We start from the raw sequence: 19249 nt of genomic DNA, 5'->3' as shown, positions 1-19249 counted from the left end.
ATTGCGCTGTTACAACATACGCATATAGTTATAATGGAAACATAATAAAAATATAATAGAATTTATATATGAGTGTAGATTATAAACTTTTAAAGAGCTACAGCAAACTGCCAAACAAAACAGAATATAGAGCAGTTGTTGTTGAAAACCAGAAGATTGGGTTAAGAAGAATAGCCGACACTATAGAACAAGATATGTCGCTAACAAGTGCCGATATAGTTGCAGCCGAAGCTGCTTTGCGCGACGAGATAGTTAGAAACTTAATGTTGGGCAATAGTGTACACCTACCAGGAATTGGGCATTTCTCTCTGTCGGTAGATGGCGATGTATACGAAGACCCTCGTACACACCACCATCGGCTACGCAATGCCAAAGTAAAAACGGTGAAATTCCGCCCCGATAAGGAAATGATAGATTCACTCAGGAAAACCGAGTTCGTAAACGTAACCTACAAACACGGCTCATCAGACGTGCCCACAGAGAAAGAAATAGACGAGGCTATTGAAGCCCTGCTCTCTAAAAAGCCTTTTATAACAGTAGCCGATTTTCGTAGTCATCTTAATTTATCATCTACTTATGCGTATCGTATAACGGCACAATTAGCAAAAGCAGGCAAACTTTGCGACATTGGCTCAGGTCGTAGCAAGATATATGTGCGTGGTGAGGCAAGAGAAGAGTAATGCAATATTTATAATAAGGTAATGGCTAAATGGTAAAAAATAGACGTCAATCTGTAGATTAATACATATAAAAAGGTGCTTATGGATATGAAAAATAAGAATATAGTAGATTCGCCTTATTTTGAGTTTCTAAGATATTGTTTACGAGAAGATGAAGCAGAGCCCAAAGGAATAGCTAATATAGATTGGGATAGGCTATACGATTTTGGCAAAAAACAAGCAATACTTGGTGTTTTATATCATGGGCTTCAACGACTTTCCGCTTCAGACTATCGCCCCAATCGGCAACAAGTTTTAAAGTGGTATAGTACTTATCTTTCTATTGAAAAAGCAAACAGACAAGCATATAAAGATGCATCGGCTCTGACAGAACTTTTGTATAAAAACTATGGCATTAAAGGTTGTGTGTTGAAAGGGCAAGCAAACGCTTTAATGTATCCAGACCCTTATATGCGCACACCTGGAGACATAGATTTGTGGACAGATGCAAAGACTTTAGATATAATACGTGTTTCGCGCAAACTGGATAAGAGCGGAGAAATTGGTTATCATCATATAGAGCTGTCGTATTTTAAAACTCCGGTGGAAATACATTTCTTTCCTTCTTTTATGGGAAATGTGTGGCACGAATATAAGTTAAGACGTTTCTTTAATTCACGTAAAGAGGCTCAATTTAAAGTGTCTACATTGTTACCAGATAATTTAGGCTCAATTGGTACGCTTACAGACGATTTCAATAGAGTTTTCCAACTATCGCATCTTATGCATCATTTCTTTTTCGAAGGTATTGGATTACGTCAGATGATAGACTACTATTATCTATTGAAGCGAGGACTTACAGATGACGACCGCAATGAAACAAACAGAGTTTTAAAACAAGTTGGCATATATAAGTTTGCATCAGCGGTTATGTATGTTATGAAACATATTCTTGGAATAGACGATAAGTTTCTCCTAATGCCACCAAACGAGCGTATTGGCAGAATTCTTGTTTCGGAGATGTTGCAGGGGGGTAATTTCGGTTTTTATGATAACCGCTATTCTTTCGCAGGTAAATCTGTCTATGCTCAATATTTTGTAGAAACATATAGGAATTTACACTTTGCTTTCGATTTTCCTTCAGAAACATTGTGGGGGCGTCCCATCTCTCGTTGGTGGCACATGATTTATAAGGCGTGGCTACGCCGACAATTGAAAAAGAAGAGTTAGCTACAATTAGGAAGAATGGAAGTTTATAAAGCCTTGAAAGAAGTTCTTTATTCCTTCAGTATAAAATCAACAGTGTCCGCCCAATTTTGTTTATAAGTAAGATTGCTGAATATAACCAAAGTAGGGGGTGTGTCAAAACTAAGAATTCAGAAAAGCTTCCTTTCATATTAACAGTTTCACTCCCCCATAAATATTAAAGTAACCGTTATCATTGAGTTATTAACTCTTTGGTAACGGTTATTCTTTACAAAATGATAGCTGTCTTTAGCTGAAAACGAGTTTTGACACACCCTCTACCATTTTGTTTATTACATTTCTATTTCTTTTTTGTTCTATCGCTGCGCACATAATCAACGTATGCGTAGGCAGGTGTGTCATCGGTTTCAGCACGTTCTTGTCTCGTTTCCACCTCCCAAGTTCCATCGTTGTATTCGGGGAAGAAGACGTCGGCGTGGGGCGGAACGGCATCTATTTCGGTCAGATACAGTCGGTTGGCAACCGCCAGACCTTCTTTGTAGAGGCTTGCTCCGCCTATGATGAAGGCTTTTTCGTTGTCGGAAATGTGCTTTAACGCTTCGCTAAGAGAGGTGTAGACGTCGCAGCCTGGAAAATTGGTTTCGGTGCGACTTAATACAATGTTTCTGCGATTGGGTAATGCACCTTTCGGAAGTGAGTGGAATGTGCGTCGGCCCATGATAACGGTATGACCTGTTGTGAGTTGTTTGAATCTGCGAAGGTCTTCTTTGATGAAGTAAACCATATCGTTATTGTAACCGATGGCACGATTTTTTGCTACTGCAGCAATTATGTTTATTTCCATATTTCTTTGTGTGTTGATTTTGTTTTAAACCGATACTTCGGCTGCTATATGTGGATACGGGTTGTAGTCTATCAGTTCGAAATCCTCGAATTTGAAGTCGAAGATGCTTTTCACCTCAGGATTTATTATCATTTTGGGCAGTGGGCGAGGTGTGCGTGTTAGTTGTAACTTTGCTTGTTCCAGATGGTTCAGATACAAGTGTGTATCGCCAGTTGTATGTATAAATTCGCCAACTTCAAAACCAGTAACTTGTGCCATCATCTGCAACAAGAGTGCATAAGATGCAATGTTGAATGGTACACCAAGGAAGGTGTCGGCAGAACGTTGATAAAGCTGAAGAGAGAGTTTGCCGTCGGCTACGTAAAACTGGAATAGACAATGGCAAGGAGGCAACGCCATGTCGTCTACTTCTGCAGGGTTCCAGGCAGTAACGAGCATTCGGCGTGAGTTCGGGTTGTTGCGAAGTGCGTCTACAACTTGTTGAATTTGGTCGATAGTTCCACCTTTATAGTTTGGCCACGACCGCCATTGATGCCCGTATACAGGGCCGAGCTCGCCGTTTTCGTCTGCCCATTCGTTCCATATTCTTACTCCATGTTCTTGCAAATATTTTACGTTTGTATCGCCCTTCAAAAACCATAGCAACTCGTAGATGATACTTTTAAGATGGAGTTTCTTCGTAGTAAGAAGAGGAAAACCTTCTTGCATGTTGAAACGCATTTGATGTCCGAACACCGATAGTGTGCCAGTTCCTGTGCGGTCGCCTTTCTGTGCACCTTCGGTAACAATGCGATGAAGTAGGTCGAGATATTGTTTCATGTTGTATGTCTATGTTAGAATGATTTGTTCGTTGGGAATATGGCTGCTTTTTATGCGCCATTCTTGTGGATAAAGGTTGTTGGCACGATTGCCAAGATTGTTTGCAAAACCTATAGCATGTCCACGATAGGTAAGGGTTACAATACCTTTGGGAGCAACTGCAGAAAGCATAATGGCTTCGTGGCGAAGATATTTTATCGCTGTTTCGTAGTCAATTTCTACATTTGGATAACTGCTTCTGTCGCCATTCACTGCAAGTGCCAAACTGTGGTCGGGTATTATTTTCTTGCCTTTAATGGTGTCTTGCTTTACTCCATGTACCATGACCTTAAGTTTCTTGTTAGCTTCTGCCACCAGTTTACCCACATTAGGTTCAACATTTGTGCTTGTTCCACCTTTCTTTATAATAGCCATAAACAAACCTTCGCCTTGAGTAAAGCCAGGAATAAACCGATAAACTGGGAAAGGTTTGTCTTCTCCTAACGGATTGTTGATGAGTGAACCCGTTATGTTCCAAGTCTTTTCAGTTGGTACTTCCAATAGCTGCGCATCATATTCGTTTAATATCCACGCAACGTTTTCCTCGTTTTCATGAGCATTGAACGTACAAGTTGAATAGATAAGCAAACCTCCAGGCTTAAGGTTATCCCATATATCAGCTATAATGCTGCGTTGTAGTTTCCAACAATTCTCTACATTTTGATCGCTCCATTCTGCAATAGCCTGTGGGTCTTTCCGAAACATTCCTTCTCCAGAGCAAGGTACATCAGCTACTATTACGTCAAATTCGAGTTTAGACTTTTTGTAATCCCTTGGAAAATTATTGGTAACAACTACATCAGAGTGACCAAACTTTTGTACATTTTCTGCTAATATCTGAGCACGTTTATTGATAGGCTCGTTTGATAACACAATGCTTCCTTCTTTTATTGCTGTTCGTGCGCAAGTCGTTTTGCCCCCAGGAGCAGCACAAAGGTCGAGTAGGGCAACAGGTTTTCTTACTAAGTGGCGTAGAACATGAGATAGGAACATTGATGAAGCTTCTTGAACATAATATGCCCCAGCATGAAAGAGTGGGTCGAAAGTAAAGTTGGGACGTACATTTAAATAAAAACCTTCTTTACACCACGCTATAGGAATGGGCTCAAAACTATTTGCAATTTGTGTAGTTTCGCTTGTCTTAAAAGGATTTAGACGTATGCTAACGGACGAAGATTGCTGTAAACCTTTGAAAAAAATGTTGTAACGTTCCTCTCCAAACAATTGCTTGGTGTAAACTTCAAAAGCCGTTGGAAGAGTAATTCCAACGACTTCTTTGTTTAAACTTGTTTCAATAGTTTGATAGTTCTTGCTCATTATAACTCCTGTTCAGATGTTTATTTGAAATCGAAATATACATCGCCTTCGTCTTCTAAGCGCTCTTTTTCTTTTGGCTTCGGTGGATTTTTTAAGTTTCCTTTATCGTCGAACATACCATAAGTAGTACGCAAAACTGTAAATTCAGTGCGGCGGTTCATCTGATTTGCCGTTTCTTGCTTGTCTTTAGGCAATGCTTTTATAAACTCTTCAGTTAGCACATCGCCCTCTTTAAGCCACGGATTTTTCTCTGCTACCTTTTTGCGAATTTTCTTTGGCTTTTCTTTTCCATATCCAACAGGAGACAAGCGATCAGCTGCAATGCCTTTCTTTATAAGATAAGTAACCACCGCATCTGCACGACGTTGCGATAATCGCTTATTATAGTCTGCCGAACCTTTATAGTCTGTGTGGGCTGAAAGCTCAATAGTAATGTTCGGGTTTTCTTCAAGAAGCTTCACAAGTTTATCCAAAGCTGCTTCCGATTCAGGACGGAGTGTAGCCTTATCAAAGTCGTAGAAGATGTTATCAATCAATACGGGTACACGAATACTTGCCAGCGGGAATTGCAATGTGTACTCTTTCGATACTGTAACAGGGTCTACCTTTAATTCTTCTTTATGGTTTAAATAGCCTTGACAGGTTGCCAAAACTATATAATTCACGTTCGGGCGTATTTCCTGTTCAAAAGAACCATCACCCTTTACTGATAGTTTTAAGTTTGTTCCATCGTCGCCTACCAAGAAAACTTGAGCAGCAGGAAGTTCGTAGCCTTCCATCTCGTACACCCAACCCTTAATGGTTTGAACAACTTCTGGAAGTTCAAAACTATAAATATGGTCCCAGCCACGAGCGTCTCCGCGATTTGAAGAGAAGAAACCACGATTGTGTTTACCTTCAAATGTCATACCGAAATCATCTCCCTGTGAGTTTAAAGGAAAACCAGGGTGCTCAATATGATAACGTCTATCTTTACCTACCTTGGCAATAAATATGTCTAACCCGCCCAAACCGCCATGTCCATCTGATGAAAAATAAAAATCACCATTAGGTCGGAAAGTAGGAAACATCTCATTTCCTGCTGTGTTAATAGGTGCACCAAGATTTTCAACACCACCTGTTGTACCGCCAATAAGTCGAACACGCCAAATGTCAAGACCTCCTTTACCTCCTGGCATATCGCTGACAAAATAAAGCCAATTACCATCTGGTGATAGGGCTGGATGTGCAAAACTCGACAAAGTATCGCGAGTAATTTCCAATTTTTTAGGCTTTCCCCATGCAGCATCTGCACGACTGCTTACAGATATTTGTGCAAAGCGAGGGTAAGTAGGGTCTGTCAGACATTGAGTAATATACATTTCCCTACCATCAACAGAGAACGCAGGTGTACCTTCGTCTGCTTCAGAGTTCAGTCCACTTTCAATTGCATGAGGAATTCCCCATTTCCCCTTTTCATCTTTTTCACTGACGAAGATATCTCCAGGCTTAACGCCTGTGATACCACTAATTTCATCACCTTGCGCCTCATTACGTGTTGAGGTGAAATATAACTGATTATACTGGTCGCCAAACAACATTGGTGAGTAGTCTTGCCTACGTGAGTTAAACTTATCCATCTTTTTAACTTGATAATAAGAACCTTGTTCTTTTATTGTAGGAGCCTTAGTAGCTGCAGTTAAACCCTCTCTTGCTATATCGTTGTCAGGCATAGAGTCTAAAGCAATACTATATTCTTTTATTGCTTCTGGATAAGCGCCAGTCTTCATGAGATTGGCTGCTAATTTTAAGTGTGTATCTTTGTTGTCTTGTTTGTATCTAATAACATTCCGATAGGCTGCTATAGCCCTTTGTGACACACTAATTTGATCGTAACAAAATGCCATTTTTGCAGCTAATTGACCTCTTTGTGTACGATCCTTAGCTGGAGTACGCTGGTAAGCAGTCTTGAATTGTGTCGCTGCATCGTAGTATTCGCCTATGGCAAGAAACTTTTCCCCTTTCTTTATATTCCTATCAATGCCACAACCAAAAAGAAATAATGCAATGGTGCACAATACAAATAACCTAAGAATCTGTGTATAACAAAGTCTTTGGTATTTTATTTTGATGTTTGCAAGTTGGCGTATATTCATATTATATTAAACGTAGCAACATTAAATATATTGCAAGATAGTACGTTTCTATTTCTTCTTAATTCTATGTGCTTTGTGCCGCTTCACCAATCTTTCTGTTAGAACTATCAGCAAGCACATCATTTACAATCTTAGAAATTTGTTCTTTTAATTCGTTTATAAATTGTGCAGCATCATATTTCTTTTGTTCAATATCACGTAACTTCTTTTCCCAAATACCAGTAAGTTCTGCAGAGGTAAGTAATTTCTCATGAATGGTATCTATAAGCGCAATTCCTGTTTCTGTTGCAATTAGGTTTTTGCGTTGTCTCCGAATATAAGTGCGTTTGAAAAGAGTTTCAATTATTCCTGCACGAGAGGAAGGACGCCCAATCCCATTCTCTTTTAGAGCTGCTCTTAGTTCTTCATCGTCTACTAATTTTCCAGCTGTTTCCATCGCCCGAAGCAATGAAGCTTCTGTATAATATTTTGGAGGAACTGTCTGTTTCTCAGTGAGAGTAGGAGAGTGTTCTCCTTTTTCTCCCTTAACAAATGTAGGAAGTGTCCTCTCTGCATTTTCATTATTCTCTGTTGCTTCTGTTACTGTTTGCTTTTCTGTTTCTTGGTTATAAACTACTCGCCACCCTTCGTCTAGTATTTCTTTTCCAGAAGCTTTAAATTCTATTTCGTCTACCTTGCCAAGAACAGTGGTTGTAGAGAATTTGCATTCGGGATAGAATACAGAAATGAAACGTCTTGCAATAAGGTCGTACACATTTCGTTCTGCATCATTTAATCCTTGAGGAATTACATTGGTAGGTATGATAGCATGGTGGTCGGTTACTTTTGACGAATCAAATACTCGTTTACTTTTAGGAAGAGGCTTACCGCCTAAAGGCTTTACTAATTCTGCGTATGGCTTCTTTGCTGCAAAAGAGGTTTGAAACAATGTATTCATTATTTTTGGACACTCTTTGTAAACGTCGTCTGTGAGATGTTGTGTATCAACGCGAGGATATGTGGTGTATTTCCGTTCGTATAGACTCTGAATTGTATTGAGTGTCATTTCTGCAGAATAGCCAAATTTACGGTTACAGTCTACTTGTAAAGAAGTTAAATCGTATAATTGCTTAGGTTGTTCGGTACCTTTTTTCTTTGTTACACTGGTTACTTCAAACGGTTTATTTATTATTAATGCAAAGGCTTCTTGTCCTTCCTCTTTTGAAGTGAACTTTCCTTTAGTAGCCGTAAACTGAGTATCTCGATAAACAGTTGCCAATACCCAATAAGGTTCTGGTTTGAAATTGTCTATTTCTTTCTGTCGTTCTACAATTAAAGCCAACGTAGGTGTCTGTACACGACCTATCGAAAGCACTTGAGCATTCTTACCAAAACGATTATTTCCATACTTTAATGTGTAAAGACGTGTGGCATTCATACCGAGTAACCAATCGCCAATGGCACGTGAAAGTCCTGCTAAATAAAGTGGTTCATAATCTTTTTGGTCTTTCAGGTTGGCAAATCCGTTGCGTATAGCCTCATCAGTCATTGATGAAATCCATAATCGTTTCACAGGACAAGCTACTTTTGCCTTTTGCATTACCCAACGTTGAATGAGTTCTCCTTCTTGTCCGGCATCACCACAGTTAATGATTTCATCTGCATTTTGATAGAGGTGTTCTATGATAGCAAACTGTTTTTTTATTCCTTCGTCCTCTATTAGTTTTATTCCAAATCTTGCTGGAACCATAGGAAGTGCTGCTAAACTCCAATATTTCCAATTAACAGCATAGTCGTTAGGCTCTTTTAGTTCGCACAGATGTCCGAAGGTCCATGTTACTTGGTAACCATTACCTTCCATATATCCTTCTTTAGAACTTGTTGCACCAAGTATTCGAGCTATATCTCGTGCCACACTTGGCTTTTCTGCAATGCAAACTTTCATACTGTTTTCTTATTATTCTGTGAAGTTACTCTTATAAACCTTTTATACAATACGAATGGATTATGTAGGCTTAGCGTAAAAGCGAAGATAAGAGCAAGAGATAATATATTATCTCTGCTCTTGTATTATGTGTACTTGTACGATATTATCTTAACTATTTCAATTTTAAAGTTAGTCGTTAATTATATCAGCATCTTCTATATTCTCGTTTGTAGGCATCTCTACACCATTCACAACTTTAGAGTCCTCTATTTTGTTGTATGTGCGCTTCATTTGGTTTATCTTAATTGTATTTATCAATTCTACAACACCATAAAACATAAGGCACCACCCTATAATTTTTAGAGGCAGAGTTGCAGCTTCTATAGGTTGTGCAATGACATATATACCAATACCTAAGGTTATTGTCGGGAATATCCAAAAAAGAATTGGTACGTGAGCAAATTGGCGAGAGCTTGCCAGATTAGTAAATTGGTTGATTGCGCCTAAAATTAAAATTGCTGCGAAAATATAAACCACCCAAGTAATAAATTGATTAGGCATTAAGGTTAAAATTATTCCTAACACAGCACAACCTATTCCTACAATAGGGAAGATGGGCTTCACGGAATTTGTAGCACTTTCTCTATTATCTGATAGAGGTGATGTTTTTAATATCTTCTCTCGTTCAAAATAGTATACTAAACACGAAATTATGCCTGAAATGAAAAACATAATTCCTGCAGCAATTGTTATCCAGGTCATTGTTTCCAGCCTATACTTAACTAATAATATACCGATAACGATAGCCACAACTGAGCGAATGATAGAACTTTGGATTAATCTCATATTTCTTTGTTTTATTGGAATAAAGAACCTTTTTGTCCTTTCTTCATTTGTTTTGTGCAAATATACGAAATAATTTAAACTCTATTGCTTAAATAGCATTTTTTTATTATTTTTGCATTAGAAACAAAATGAGAGTATGACTACAATTTATTTGGTACGGCATGGTGAAACCTTTGATAATGTACACCATATAATGCAGGGACAGACCCATGGGCAATTAAATGAAAATGGTATAAAGCAAGCACAAGAACTTGAAAAAAAACTTGTTGATATACATTTCGATGCGTACATATCAAGCGATTTACAACGTAGTTTTGACACTTGTAAATGGATAGTAGGAGAAAGAAAAGCATCACAGATTGTTTGTACCCAGCTTTTGCGTGAACGTAATTGGGGAAGTTTTACAGGAAGGTATATTCCAGAGCTTGCCAATTTGAATAATCCCTCGGAATGGCCTGATGATATAGAGACATTAGATGAATTGAAACAACGTGCAAAGCATTTTTTAGATTGGATAAAGTCTGAATATCCTGACAAAGTAATTTTAGCCGTAGGACATGGTATAATTAATAAAGCTATACAGAGTGTGTTTTACGATAAGCCCATGAACGAGATAGCTGTTATGAAGAATGCTGATATAAGAATTTTACAACTTATTTAGGTCGCTTACTAATACGAATTGCTCATAAAATTCTTGACAGATTGTATTTTATTGTAGAATAAATAGATTGGTTTTATAATGGGAGTTTAATGGAATAAAATGAATTATTAGATGTAATGAGATAACAAAAAATGCCTGGACGTAATAAATTTACTAAACTATTTTTATTCGTATACATTGGCTCAAAGGCAAAGAAATGAAAGCTATTATAATTAGTGCCTGCTGGTTATTAAACAATTTAATAGAACGTCTCAAGTCTTCATAAAAGCAGTTAGATGTTAGTAAGTTTTGTTTTAGATATCTCTCGAGTTCGTCTCAGATATCTGTAACATACCTTTTAGATATCTATCAGTTGTAATTTAGATATCATAACCAACCACAACCTTTATGAGGTTATATTTTATAATACTTGGTAGATATTAATTCTACTGAAGATTTATGAAACCCTTTATTCGCATTGTCTGTCTGTATTTATCAATAAAGAATTGCGGTTTATAAAAAAATAGAGAGCCTCCATATCACATGGAGACTCTCTAAATGCCTAATTCCTTAATTGTATAAAATAATGCGACTTTCTTTCTGCATCGCATAATAAGTATTAGTACCTATCAATCATTTTTATATATGTAATATGAGTTATAGAAATGGCAAGGCTTATCTATGTCCGCCAAAGCGTGAATTTCCATTAAATGAACTACCAAATCCTCTTCCTGGAATATTGAAAGGGCGATCGCTGTTTCTAGATGGTGTAAACGATCTGTTCGGTGTCGGTCGTGTAGAACTACCTCCAAAGCTACGACTACCTCCAAAGCTATTGATTCCTGTATCGTTACCAAATCGATTAGCACCACGTGAGACAGTTGTTCTTGTAGAACTCCTTCGTGGAGTTTCATCGAAACTCTTGTTCGTATTGTTTCCGAAATTTCTTTCTTGTTGATTACCGAAACTTCGTGTTCTATCAGTTTGTGGAATATAATTATTTATATTCTGATATCCCTGCCTATACATTCCGCGTTGATAGTTATCGCGCATTCCTAAATATCGTCCTCTATTGTTATAACTAACATATCTACGACCACTATACCAACTACGTCCCTCATTCATTCGCCAACTATGACCACCTCTGTAAACAGCATATATACGTGGACGACCAAAATAGAAATAATCGCGACGTGGATATCTTGCATACACACTCAGATACCAATAGCCTGCATCCCACCATAAAGGTTTATAAAAGTAAGGTGCTTCTATAAAAGACCGATATTGCCAATCTAATAAGATATAGCTTAAATCGAGGTTTCTGTGTGTCCAATATGTTCCAAAGAGGTCATCGGTAGTATTTATACTCATTAGATAGTCTAAATTCACTTCGAATGCGGCTTCGTATTGTTCTTCTGTTAAGTTAAGCTCGTATGCCATCTTATCTGTTAAGAATAATGCCTGCGAACGAGCATGTTCATAACTCATCGAAAAAACTGAACCCACTATTGTGAATAGCGCTATTAAAACTATTATAAATTTCTTCATACTCTCTTCTTTCATCATTACATAGTATGGTAACACTTATGTTTTGATGTTGCAAAGAAACAAACTTTATTCTATATAAGAAAAGGATTTTCCCTAAACAGAAAAGGATTTTCCCTAAATGAAACTTATTTGCTTTTATATACAATTTTATTTCTCGATGTGTAGGTTGAATAGCATATTTATATGTGTTCTTTTGAGTATTTAGACTTTTTAGTGGAAATGAAGTCATAATTTTATGGTTCACATTACTTTTACATCTTAGTAATGTTGCGTAAAATAATCAGTACGCATCTAAGTTTAGCAAGGGAAGATAATCTCTTTCCACGTCAATAATAAGTATATAGAATAGGTAAAACTATCAAAAGTATTAAAAGTTGAGTTTAATTCTACCATACTATCTAATAGCGCATTTGATGGATTTGGAGGTAAAATAAATACCGAATTACTCTTAAGGTAACTCGGTATTTACAATCATTCACAAGAGAATGGAAGTGATCTCGAACATCGTTTATCTTTTTCTTCTTTTATTCTTCCCGAAGAAACTAAAGAAAACAGGTTTACCATTAAGTCGTCTATAAAGTTTCCAGCCTAATAGAACAGCGTCTGCTATGCCCATACCAGTAGACATGAAGTTTGAAACTCGTTTTGTTGGCGTTGAAGAATTACGTGTCTTATGGAAAACATCATTCCATAAATTCTCTATTTGGTTACTTTCCTTTGTAATATCGGTAAGTAATTGTGCTTTGCGCAAACGAATATCATTTAAATTCTGATATGCAGGACTATTATCTGAATTACTATACATAAGTACTTTATTTAGCCATCAATAAACTCACCAAAAATCTAACAAGTGGTCGTTGGATAAGTCGTTGACAGAATAATAAAATGATAATTAGAAACACCAGATAGATTCCACCAATTATAAGAAAGGCATAAGCTAGTGAACCTACTAATGGCTGTAATGCATAAGCAGCTGCGAACGAAAAGTAGATAGCTGTGATAGACAATAATCCTACTATTGCAATTAAAATGGCAAAAGCAGTAAGTAAGCGTACCATTTTTTCTATTATATCAAGCTTTACATATTCTGTCTGAAGCCCAATATAATGTTTAAATCGCTCTATGAGTCTTGCAAGAGTTTCTACATTATTATCGTTCGAGAACATTCTTCTTTAGTTTAGAGTGTATCAGATGCTGCGTCTTTGATATCTTCAACGAATTCTTCTGCTTCTTTTCGGCTGAGCTTAATATCATGCTTGTTGCAGAAATCATCTACAGCATCAGAAATTTTTGTGCGTGTGTCAGAACCTTTTTCAGGTGCCATTAAAATACCTAATGCAGCACCTGCAATAGCGCCCCCAATAAATGCGCTAATATAACCTAATGTCTTCATAATTTGTCAGTTTTTTTGTTGAACATATATTTATCAAACGCAAATATAATATTTTATTCTGGACTATGATGGATAACTCTGTTTATTTAGTGTTAATTTTCTTATAAATAATTTATTTAACAAACTTTAGATAGTAATATTACTATAAATTGCCATTAAAGTTGTAATTTCGCACAATCAAATTTTTGAAATAAAACGATTTATTAAGTATAAGTAAATATAAATGGATATGAAGAAATTGATGATTTTTGGTGCAGCTATTTGTGTTGCAATGGCTTTTACTGGCTGTAAATCGAGTGAGAGCGCATATAAGAAAGCTTATGAAAAAGCAAAAGCACAAGAGCGCACTGGTTATACAACAGAAGAAACTGCTACTGGATCATCAGATGTTCCTGTAGTTGCTCCTGTTGAAACACAGCCAGTAACGGATACACATGTTGAAGATAACTACGACAACGAACCTGTTCGCCGTGAGAATGTATCGGTTGTAGAAGGAACTGGTTTGAAAACATATAGCGTTGTTGTTGGCTCGTTCGGCGTAAAAGCCAATGCTTATAATTTCCAAGGACGTTTAAAAAATGCAGGATACGATGCGCAAGTAGCATTTAATAGTGGAAATAATATGTATCGTGTAGTAGCTACCACATTCGATAGTAAAGCTTCAGCTGTTCAAAGTCGAAATCAGTTGCGTAGTCAATATCCAGATGCTTGGTTGCTTTCTAAATAATGGGTAGAATTCTATCTATTGATTTTGGAAAGAAACGAACAGGTATAGCAGTAACCGATCCTTTGCAAATTATTGCAAATGGTCTAACTACTGTCGCAACTTCTGAATTATTCGATTTTCTCAAAACATACGTAGAACAAGAAAACGTAGAACGTATAGTGATAGGTCGTCCATTGCAATTAAATGGGCGACCTAGTGAGAATTTGGCAAGAGTAGGGCAGTTTGTTAAAACCTGGCAGAAAACAATGCCAACTATCCCTATAGACTATTATGATGAACGTTTTACTTCAGTAATTGCTCACCAAGCAATTATTGCTGGAGGTGTTAAAAAGAAAATGCGTAGAGAAGATAAAGGGCTTGTAGATGAAGTTTCTGCAACAATTATCTTACAAGATTATATGCATTCAAAGAATATCTAAAAAATCTTATTGAATACGTTCACGCATCTTCATATATTAAAAGATTAGAAAATGATATTACCAATATATACCTTAGGACAACCAGTACTGAGGAAAGTGGCAGAGGATATACCTTTAGATTATCCAGGATTACAACAATTGATTACAGATATGTTTGAAACTTGTGCTGCGAGTGATGGCATAGGTTTGGCTGCACCACAAATAGGAAAAGCAATTCGTGTTGTAGTAATAGACTTAGATGTTATATCTGAGCATTTCCCAGAATATAAAGGTTTTCGACATGCTTTCATTAATGGGCATATTTTAGAATTCGATGATTCTGTAACCGATACAATGGAAGAAGGCTGTTTGTCGTTACCAGGAATACATGAGAATGTAACCCGTCCTACTCGTATTCGTGTAAAATACTTAGATGAAAACCTGACAGAACATGATGAGTGGATTGATGGGTATTTAGCACGAGTAATTCAACATGAGTTCGATCATATAGAAGGTAAAGTTTTTACCGATAGAATTTCGGTTTTTCGCAAGCAAATGATAACAAAAAAGTTGAAAGCATTAATTTCTGGCAATTTTAATTGTCGCTATAAAGTAAAACCAGCGAGCCGAAAGCGATAAAGAGAATAAATGTTTCGGTTTTTTGTAATATTCATATTTGCTTTATTTGCATCACCTTCCTCTGCTCAATATAATATTAAAAGGTTGATGGAGGAAGGGCGGAACTCGCTTAGCAATGGATATTATATAAGTTCTTTAGATATATTTCAGCGTATTGTTGCATTAAAGCCTAATCTATACGAAGCATGGTATTTGATGGCTTTGTCTAAATATCACCTTGAAGATTATAAAGGTGCGTATGAAGATTGTGAGAAGGCATTAGAACTACAACCATATATTGCCGATATTTATGATTTGTATGGGCTAATCTGTATCCATGAAGAAAAATATGACAAAGCTGCTGATGCCTATACTAAGGCAATAGAGATAAATAACGATAATCGAGAGTTCTGGTTTAATCGTGCATATAGTTTGTATATGAAAGGCTGTCCTAAAGAGGCTTTACAACAATTATCTTCTGTTCTGAAACGGTGGCCTGATTTATCTGTTGCCCAAGCCTTATGGAATGATATAAAATTAGGGAAGAAGCCTATAAAGAAGAATTCTCAGAAATCAGGAAGTAAGTATCTAAGATATAGTCTACCGAAAAATATACCAGAGTTATTGCAATGGAAAGAAAAGGCTCCTAAGTTGTAATAGCTAAGATGTTCTGATGTGTATTATATTGTAATTTCCTAATAAATAAGGATTGTGTAGTTGTTTGACTTTCACTATCTTTGCAACCATTAAATAATATTAGGTTAATACAATAAAAGTATGAACAAATTTTTACTTACATTCTTATGCACTACACTTCTGCCCACATCGCTGTTAGCTGATAAGAAAACAGAAGCGAACGACACATTACACACTTACGACATAGAGGAAGTTTATGTTTACGACCAACCTAAAGAAACTTACCGGCTTAGTCAGCAACCATTAAACAGTACGACCTTTAGCCGGCTTCAGCTAAATAGTCTTAATACACAAGATCTTCGCCAACTTTCGGCTTTTGTTCCTTCGTTTGTAATGCCCGAATATGGCTCACGTTATACCTCTTCTATGTATATGCGTGGAATTGGTTCACGAGTAAATTCACCTGCTGTAGGAATGTATGTAGATGGAATGCCTATTCAGAGTAAAAGTGCTTTCAATTTTCATACATACGATATAGATAGAGTAGATGTGCTTCATGGACCGCAAGGAACACTTTACGGAATGAATACCGAAGGTGGATTGATTCGCCTATATAGTAAGAATCCGTTTGAGTATCAAGGAACAGATCTTAAACTCTCGCTTGGTAATAAGTTTTGGCGTAAGGCAGAAATAGGACATTATGCGAAGTTGAATGCTAAAACAGGACTTGCTATTTCTGCTTTTTACGATGGTCAAAATGGTTTCTTCACAAACAAATATAATGGCAAACATGCCGATAAGTATAATGAGTTTGGTGGAAAGGCTCAGTTACTATGGATTCCAAACCAGCGTCTAAATCTTAGCTTTGTGGCAGACTATCAGTATGTCAATCAAAATGGTTTTCCATACGGACAGATTGTAACGAAGGAACAAATTGCTGCGGCTAACATAACATCGCCTTATTATGGACTTGAAGCAGGTACACAAGCTCCAAACCAAAATCGTCCAAGTGCTTATAAGCGTAACATTTTGAATACTGGAGCTAATATAAAGTATAATGGAAATGGCTTTGTATTAAATTCTATGACGTCTTGGCAGTTCCTTCGCGATGATATGAAAATGGATAACGATTATCTTCCTTATGACTATCTACATTTAGAGCAGCGACAACTACAAAACTCCGTTGTAGAAGAACTTTCTGTTAAAAGTAAAAATAAAAGTCGTTGGCAATGGGCATTTGGAACTTATGCTGCTTATCAATGGTTACGAACCGATGCACCTGTTTATATGGGAAGCGATATGAATAAGTTTCTTTCTAAACATATAACCGACTATGCTTATAATGGTATGCTTGCTGCAATGACTAAGCGATTGGCTGCAGATATGATAAAAAGAGGAATGCCAGAAGATAAGGCTATGGAAGCTGCTGCTATTGCAGCAAAGGCTGCAATAGCAAGAGCTGGTGGGGTAAGAATTAATATGCAGATGGAACCTATATCTGAATTATTCCGAACACCAACTTTCAACTTGGGACTTTATCATGAAAGTAATATAAACATTACTAATCATTTGCGTGCAACATTGGGACTACGGTACGATTATTCACACGTTGCTATCCATTATGATACTTCAGCACGTCTTCTGTTAGATGAAAGTGTAATGGGAATAAACATAAAGCCCACAATAACTTCTACACTTGCTCACAACGAAAAGAACCATTTTAAACAGCTGTTACCTAAAATAGGTCTCACCTATCAATTAAATGATGGTAGCAATGTATATGCAACTTGGTCTAAGGGATATCGAGCAGGAGGCTTTAATATTCAGATGTTCTCTGATATTTTGCAAACTGAACTTTCTTCGGCTGCACAAGGTGCACGAGGCGATGTTGATGTAGAACATGATGAAGCTTATTATAATAACATAGCAAAGACGATAGCATATAAACCCGAAACGAGTTTTAATTATGAAATTGGTGCACATTTAAACTTGCAAGGTGGACAAATGAGACTAGATTTAGCTGCCTACTATATGCAAATAAAAAATCAGCAATTATCTGTTCTAGCGAACAATTATGGATTTGGCAGAATGATGACTAATGCTGGGAAAAGTCATTCGTGCGGTGCGGAAGCAACATTGCGTGGTGGTGCACTTAACGATAAACTCTCTTATGGCGTAAGCTATGGATTTACAAGTGCAACATTCGATGAATATAGCGAAACAAATGCTACAGGTGTTAAAATAAACTATAAAGATAAGCGAGTTCCATTTGTACCACAGCATACTCTTTCTGCAAATGCAGACTATCTTATAAATGTTGATCCTGCGGCTCTACTCGACCCAACAAATAAATTTCATCTACGTTCTGTAACCGTAGGGTTGAATATGGTAGCACAAGGTAAGACCTATTGGGACGAACTAAACACAATTGCACAAAACTTCTATGCCACAGTGGGTGCACATGCCGATGCTAACTTTGGTTCAATGCATATAAATTTGTGGGTTCGTAATCTTACCGATACTAAATACAATACCTTTGCTGTACAAAGTGGAGCAACTGGCACAAAGTATACCTTTGGTCAGCTTGGCAATCCCTTCCAGATAGGTGTTGATATATCTCTCCATTTTTAAAACTAACATTGTCTTAGAAAAAATGAAGATTGCTTGTGGCAAGAATAAGAATGCTACATAAATAATGAATATTACTGTTAGAAACAAAGACCGTCAGGCTCGGCGAGAGTAGGGCGGTCTTTTTTTATATTGCTATAATATCGGCGTATAAGTCATTTTGCAGACTGATTATTTTGAACTACTTTTTTGAATTTAAATGAAACTTCTATCTATGAAATTATTATGATTATACTGCGCTCTTTCAAATTATGAGTTAATTTCTTCTAAAGATACACCTGAACATTACGTCGCTGACCATTCTTTTCAACATCTGAGCTGTTGCAGAATATACTGCTTCTTATTCATAAACATTTCAAATGCAGTAAATACAGTAAATAAGAGTATACTGTGAGGTTTCAACCTACCAAATGTCCATTACACCCAGATGCAATAACACCAGATACCCCAACCATATATTTAGAATCAAAATTTATATTACGTGCAAAGAAACACAACAATACGAACGTGCCATAGTTGTTCCACTATATTCTTTTGCTTCTTATATATATTCATAACATTCTTATAGGCAATAGACATTATTTTCTAAAGCTACGTATTATTTTATTTACGTGTAAGTAGAGTTTTACTTACACGTAAATAAAGTTTTACTTACACGTAAATAAAACTTTACTTACATGTAAATAATAATATCTAATCAGTATCTTGTTGATACCGAAAGGTATATAATTAGTAACGGATACATAAATAAATTGCATCAGGGCAATGTATTGCCGAAGATTATGGTACAGAGACTGTACCATAATGTGTGGCATGCAATGATGTTTATATGTATAGGTCTAAAATAAAAGGTGGACTTGCTTAGCAAATCCACCTTATATAATAATTAA

General features: G+C 36.7%; 18 protein-coding genes. 8 read left to right on the top strand and 10 right to left on the bottom strand.

Features of this window, described 5'->3' with window-relative positions:
• The first annotated feature begins 68 nt into the window (after positions 1-68).
• Together HMPREF9144_RS05775 and HMPREF9144_RS05770 are read left to right on the top strand one after the other, a co-directional pair.
• Positions 69-680 carry an HU family DNA-binding protein gene (locus HMPREF9144_RS05775; protein WP_006044973.1) on the top strand — a complete coding sequence of 204 codons (612 nt, stop codon included), beginning with the start codon at positions 69-71 and terminating at the stop codon, positions 678-680.
• A gap of 81 nt (positions 681-761) precedes the next feature.
• A complete protein-coding gene (locus tag HMPREF9144_RS05770; RefSeq protein WP_006044972.1) occupies positions 762-1889 on the top strand; it encodes a nucleotidyltransferase family protein in 1128 nt (375 codons plus the stop codon).
• Positions 1890-2205: 316 nt separating this feature from the next.
• On the opposite strand, the gene HMPREF9144_RS05765 is transcribed toward HMPREF9144_RS05770, so the two are convergent.
• The 6 genes from HMPREF9144_RS05765 to HMPREF9144_RS05740 all read right to left on the bottom strand — a co-directional run bounded on the left by HMPREF9144_RS05765 (position 2206) and on the right by HMPREF9144_RS05740 (position 9771).
• Complete coding sequence (locus HMPREF9144_RS05765) at positions 2206-2709, bottom strand: dihydrofolate reductase (RefSeq protein WP_006044971.1); 504 nt, start codon at positions 2707-2709, stop codon at positions 2206-2208.
• A 24-nt stretch (positions 2710-2733) separates the two neighbouring features.
• Complete coding sequence (locus HMPREF9144_RS05760) at positions 2734-3528, bottom strand: thymidylate synthase (RefSeq protein ID WP_006044970.1); 795 nt, start codon at positions 3526-3528, stop codon at positions 2734-2736.
• Positions 3529-3537: 9 nt separating this feature from the next.
• Positions 3538-4884, bottom strand: coding sequence for a methyltransferase RsmF C-terminal domain-like protein (locus tag HMPREF9144_RS05755; protein ID WP_006044969.1), 1347 nt, complete (start codon positions 4882-4884; stop codon positions 3538-3540).
• 20 nt (positions 4885-4904) lie between these two features.
• Positions 4905-7019, bottom strand: a complete 2115-nt coding sequence (gene porE / locus HMPREF9144_RS05750) for a PorE family type IX secretion system protein (protein WP_006044968.1) — start codon at positions 7017-7019, stop codon at positions 4905-4907.
• Positions 7020-7083: 64 nt separating this feature from the next.
• The gene (locus tag HMPREF9144_RS05745) at positions 7084-8943 is read right to left on the bottom strand and encodes a DNA topoisomerase 3 (protein ID WP_006044967.1); all 1860 of its coding nucleotides are present in this window, start codon (positions 8941-8943) and stop codon (positions 7084-7086) included.
• A gap of 171 nt (positions 8944-9114) precedes the next feature.
• Positions 9115-9771 carry an HdeD family acid-resistance protein gene (locus tag HMPREF9144_RS05740; RefSeq protein ID WP_006044966.1) on the bottom strand — a complete coding sequence of 219 codons (657 nt, stop codon included), beginning with the start codon at positions 9769-9771 and terminating at the stop codon, positions 9115-9117.
• A gap of 136 nt (positions 9772-9907) precedes the next feature.
• Between HMPREF9144_RS05740 and HMPREF9144_RS05735 the strand changes: the two genes are divergently transcribed.
• Positions 9908-10432, top strand: a complete 525-nt coding sequence (locus HMPREF9144_RS05735) for a histidine phosphatase family protein (RefSeq protein ID WP_006044965.1) — start codon at positions 9908-9910, stop codon at positions 10430-10432.
• A 654-nt stretch (positions 10433-11086) separates the two neighbouring features.
• Here HMPREF9144_RS05735 and HMPREF9144_RS05730 read toward each other — a convergent pair.
• The 4 genes from HMPREF9144_RS05730 to HMPREF9144_RS05715 all read right to left on the bottom strand — a co-directional run bounded on the left by HMPREF9144_RS05730 (position 11087) and on the right by HMPREF9144_RS05715 (position 13352).
• Positions 11087-11959: a hypothetical protein gene (locus tag HMPREF9144_RS05730; protein ID WP_040595595.1), complete on the bottom strand. Its 873-nt coding sequence runs from the start codon at positions 11957-11959 to the stop codon at positions 11087-11089.
• Between the two features lie 508 nt (positions 11960-12467).
• The gene (locus tag HMPREF9144_RS05725) at positions 12468-12764 is read right to left on the bottom strand and encodes a hypothetical protein (protein ID WP_006044963.1); all 297 of its coding nucleotides are present in this window, start codon (positions 12762-12764) and stop codon (positions 12468-12470) included.
• Positions 12765-12771: 7 nt separating this feature from the next.
• On the bottom strand, positions 12772-13125 hold the full coding sequence (locus tag HMPREF9144_RS05720) for a phage holin family protein (protein ID WP_006044962.1): 354 nt from the start codon (positions 13123-13125) through the stop codon (positions 12772-12774).
• Between the two features lie 11 nt (positions 13126-13136).
• Positions 13137-13352, bottom strand: coding sequence for a YtxH domain-containing protein (locus tag HMPREF9144_RS05715; protein ID WP_006044961.1), 216 nt, complete (start codon positions 13350-13352; stop codon positions 13137-13139).
• A 229-nt stretch (positions 13353-13581) separates the two neighbouring features.
• Between HMPREF9144_RS05715 and HMPREF9144_RS05710 the strand changes: the two genes are divergently transcribed.
• From HMPREF9144_RS05710 to HMPREF9144_RS05690, 5 genes are all read left to right on the top strand, one after another.
• A complete protein-coding gene (locus HMPREF9144_RS05710) occupies positions 13582-14079 on the top strand; it encodes an SPOR domain-containing protein (protein ID WP_040595593.1) in 498 nt (165 codons plus the stop codon).
• Positions 14079-14498, top strand: coding sequence for a Holliday junction resolvase RuvX (ruvX, locus tag HMPREF9144_RS05705; protein WP_006044959.1), 420 nt, complete (start codon positions 14079-14081; stop codon positions 14496-14498). The genes HMPREF9144_RS05710 and ruvX overlap by 1 nt, the downstream gene beginning before the upstream one ends.
• Before the next feature lie 51 nt (positions 14499-14549).
• Positions 14550-15116 (top strand): peptide deformylase, encoded by a 567-nt coding sequence (gene def, locus HMPREF9144_RS05700; protein WP_006044958.1) that lies wholly within the window; start codon positions 14550-14552, stop codon positions 15114-15116.
• A 9-nt stretch (positions 15117-15125) separates the two neighbouring features.
• The gene (locus HMPREF9144_RS05695; RefSeq protein WP_040595398.1) at positions 15126-15752 is read left to right on the top strand and encodes a tetratricopeptide repeat protein; all 627 of its coding nucleotides are present in this window, start codon (positions 15126-15128) and stop codon (positions 15750-15752) included.
• 120 nt (positions 15753-15872) lie between these two features.
• Positions 15873-18362 (top strand): TonB-dependent receptor, encoded by a 2490-nt coding sequence (locus HMPREF9144_RS05690; RefSeq protein WP_006044956.1) that lies wholly within the window; start codon positions 15873-15875, stop codon positions 18360-18362.
• The last annotated feature ends 887 nt before the right edge of the window (positions 18363-19249 follow it).

The sequence above is a fragment of the Prevotella pallens ATCC 700821 genome (genome assembly GCF_000220255.1).
Taxonomy (GTDB): Bacteria; Bacteroidota; Bacteroidia; order Bacteroidales; family Bacteroidaceae; genus Prevotella; species Prevotella pallens.
Note: the sequence above shows the minus strand (reverse complement) of the source record. Positions and strands in the feature narration are given on the sequence as shown.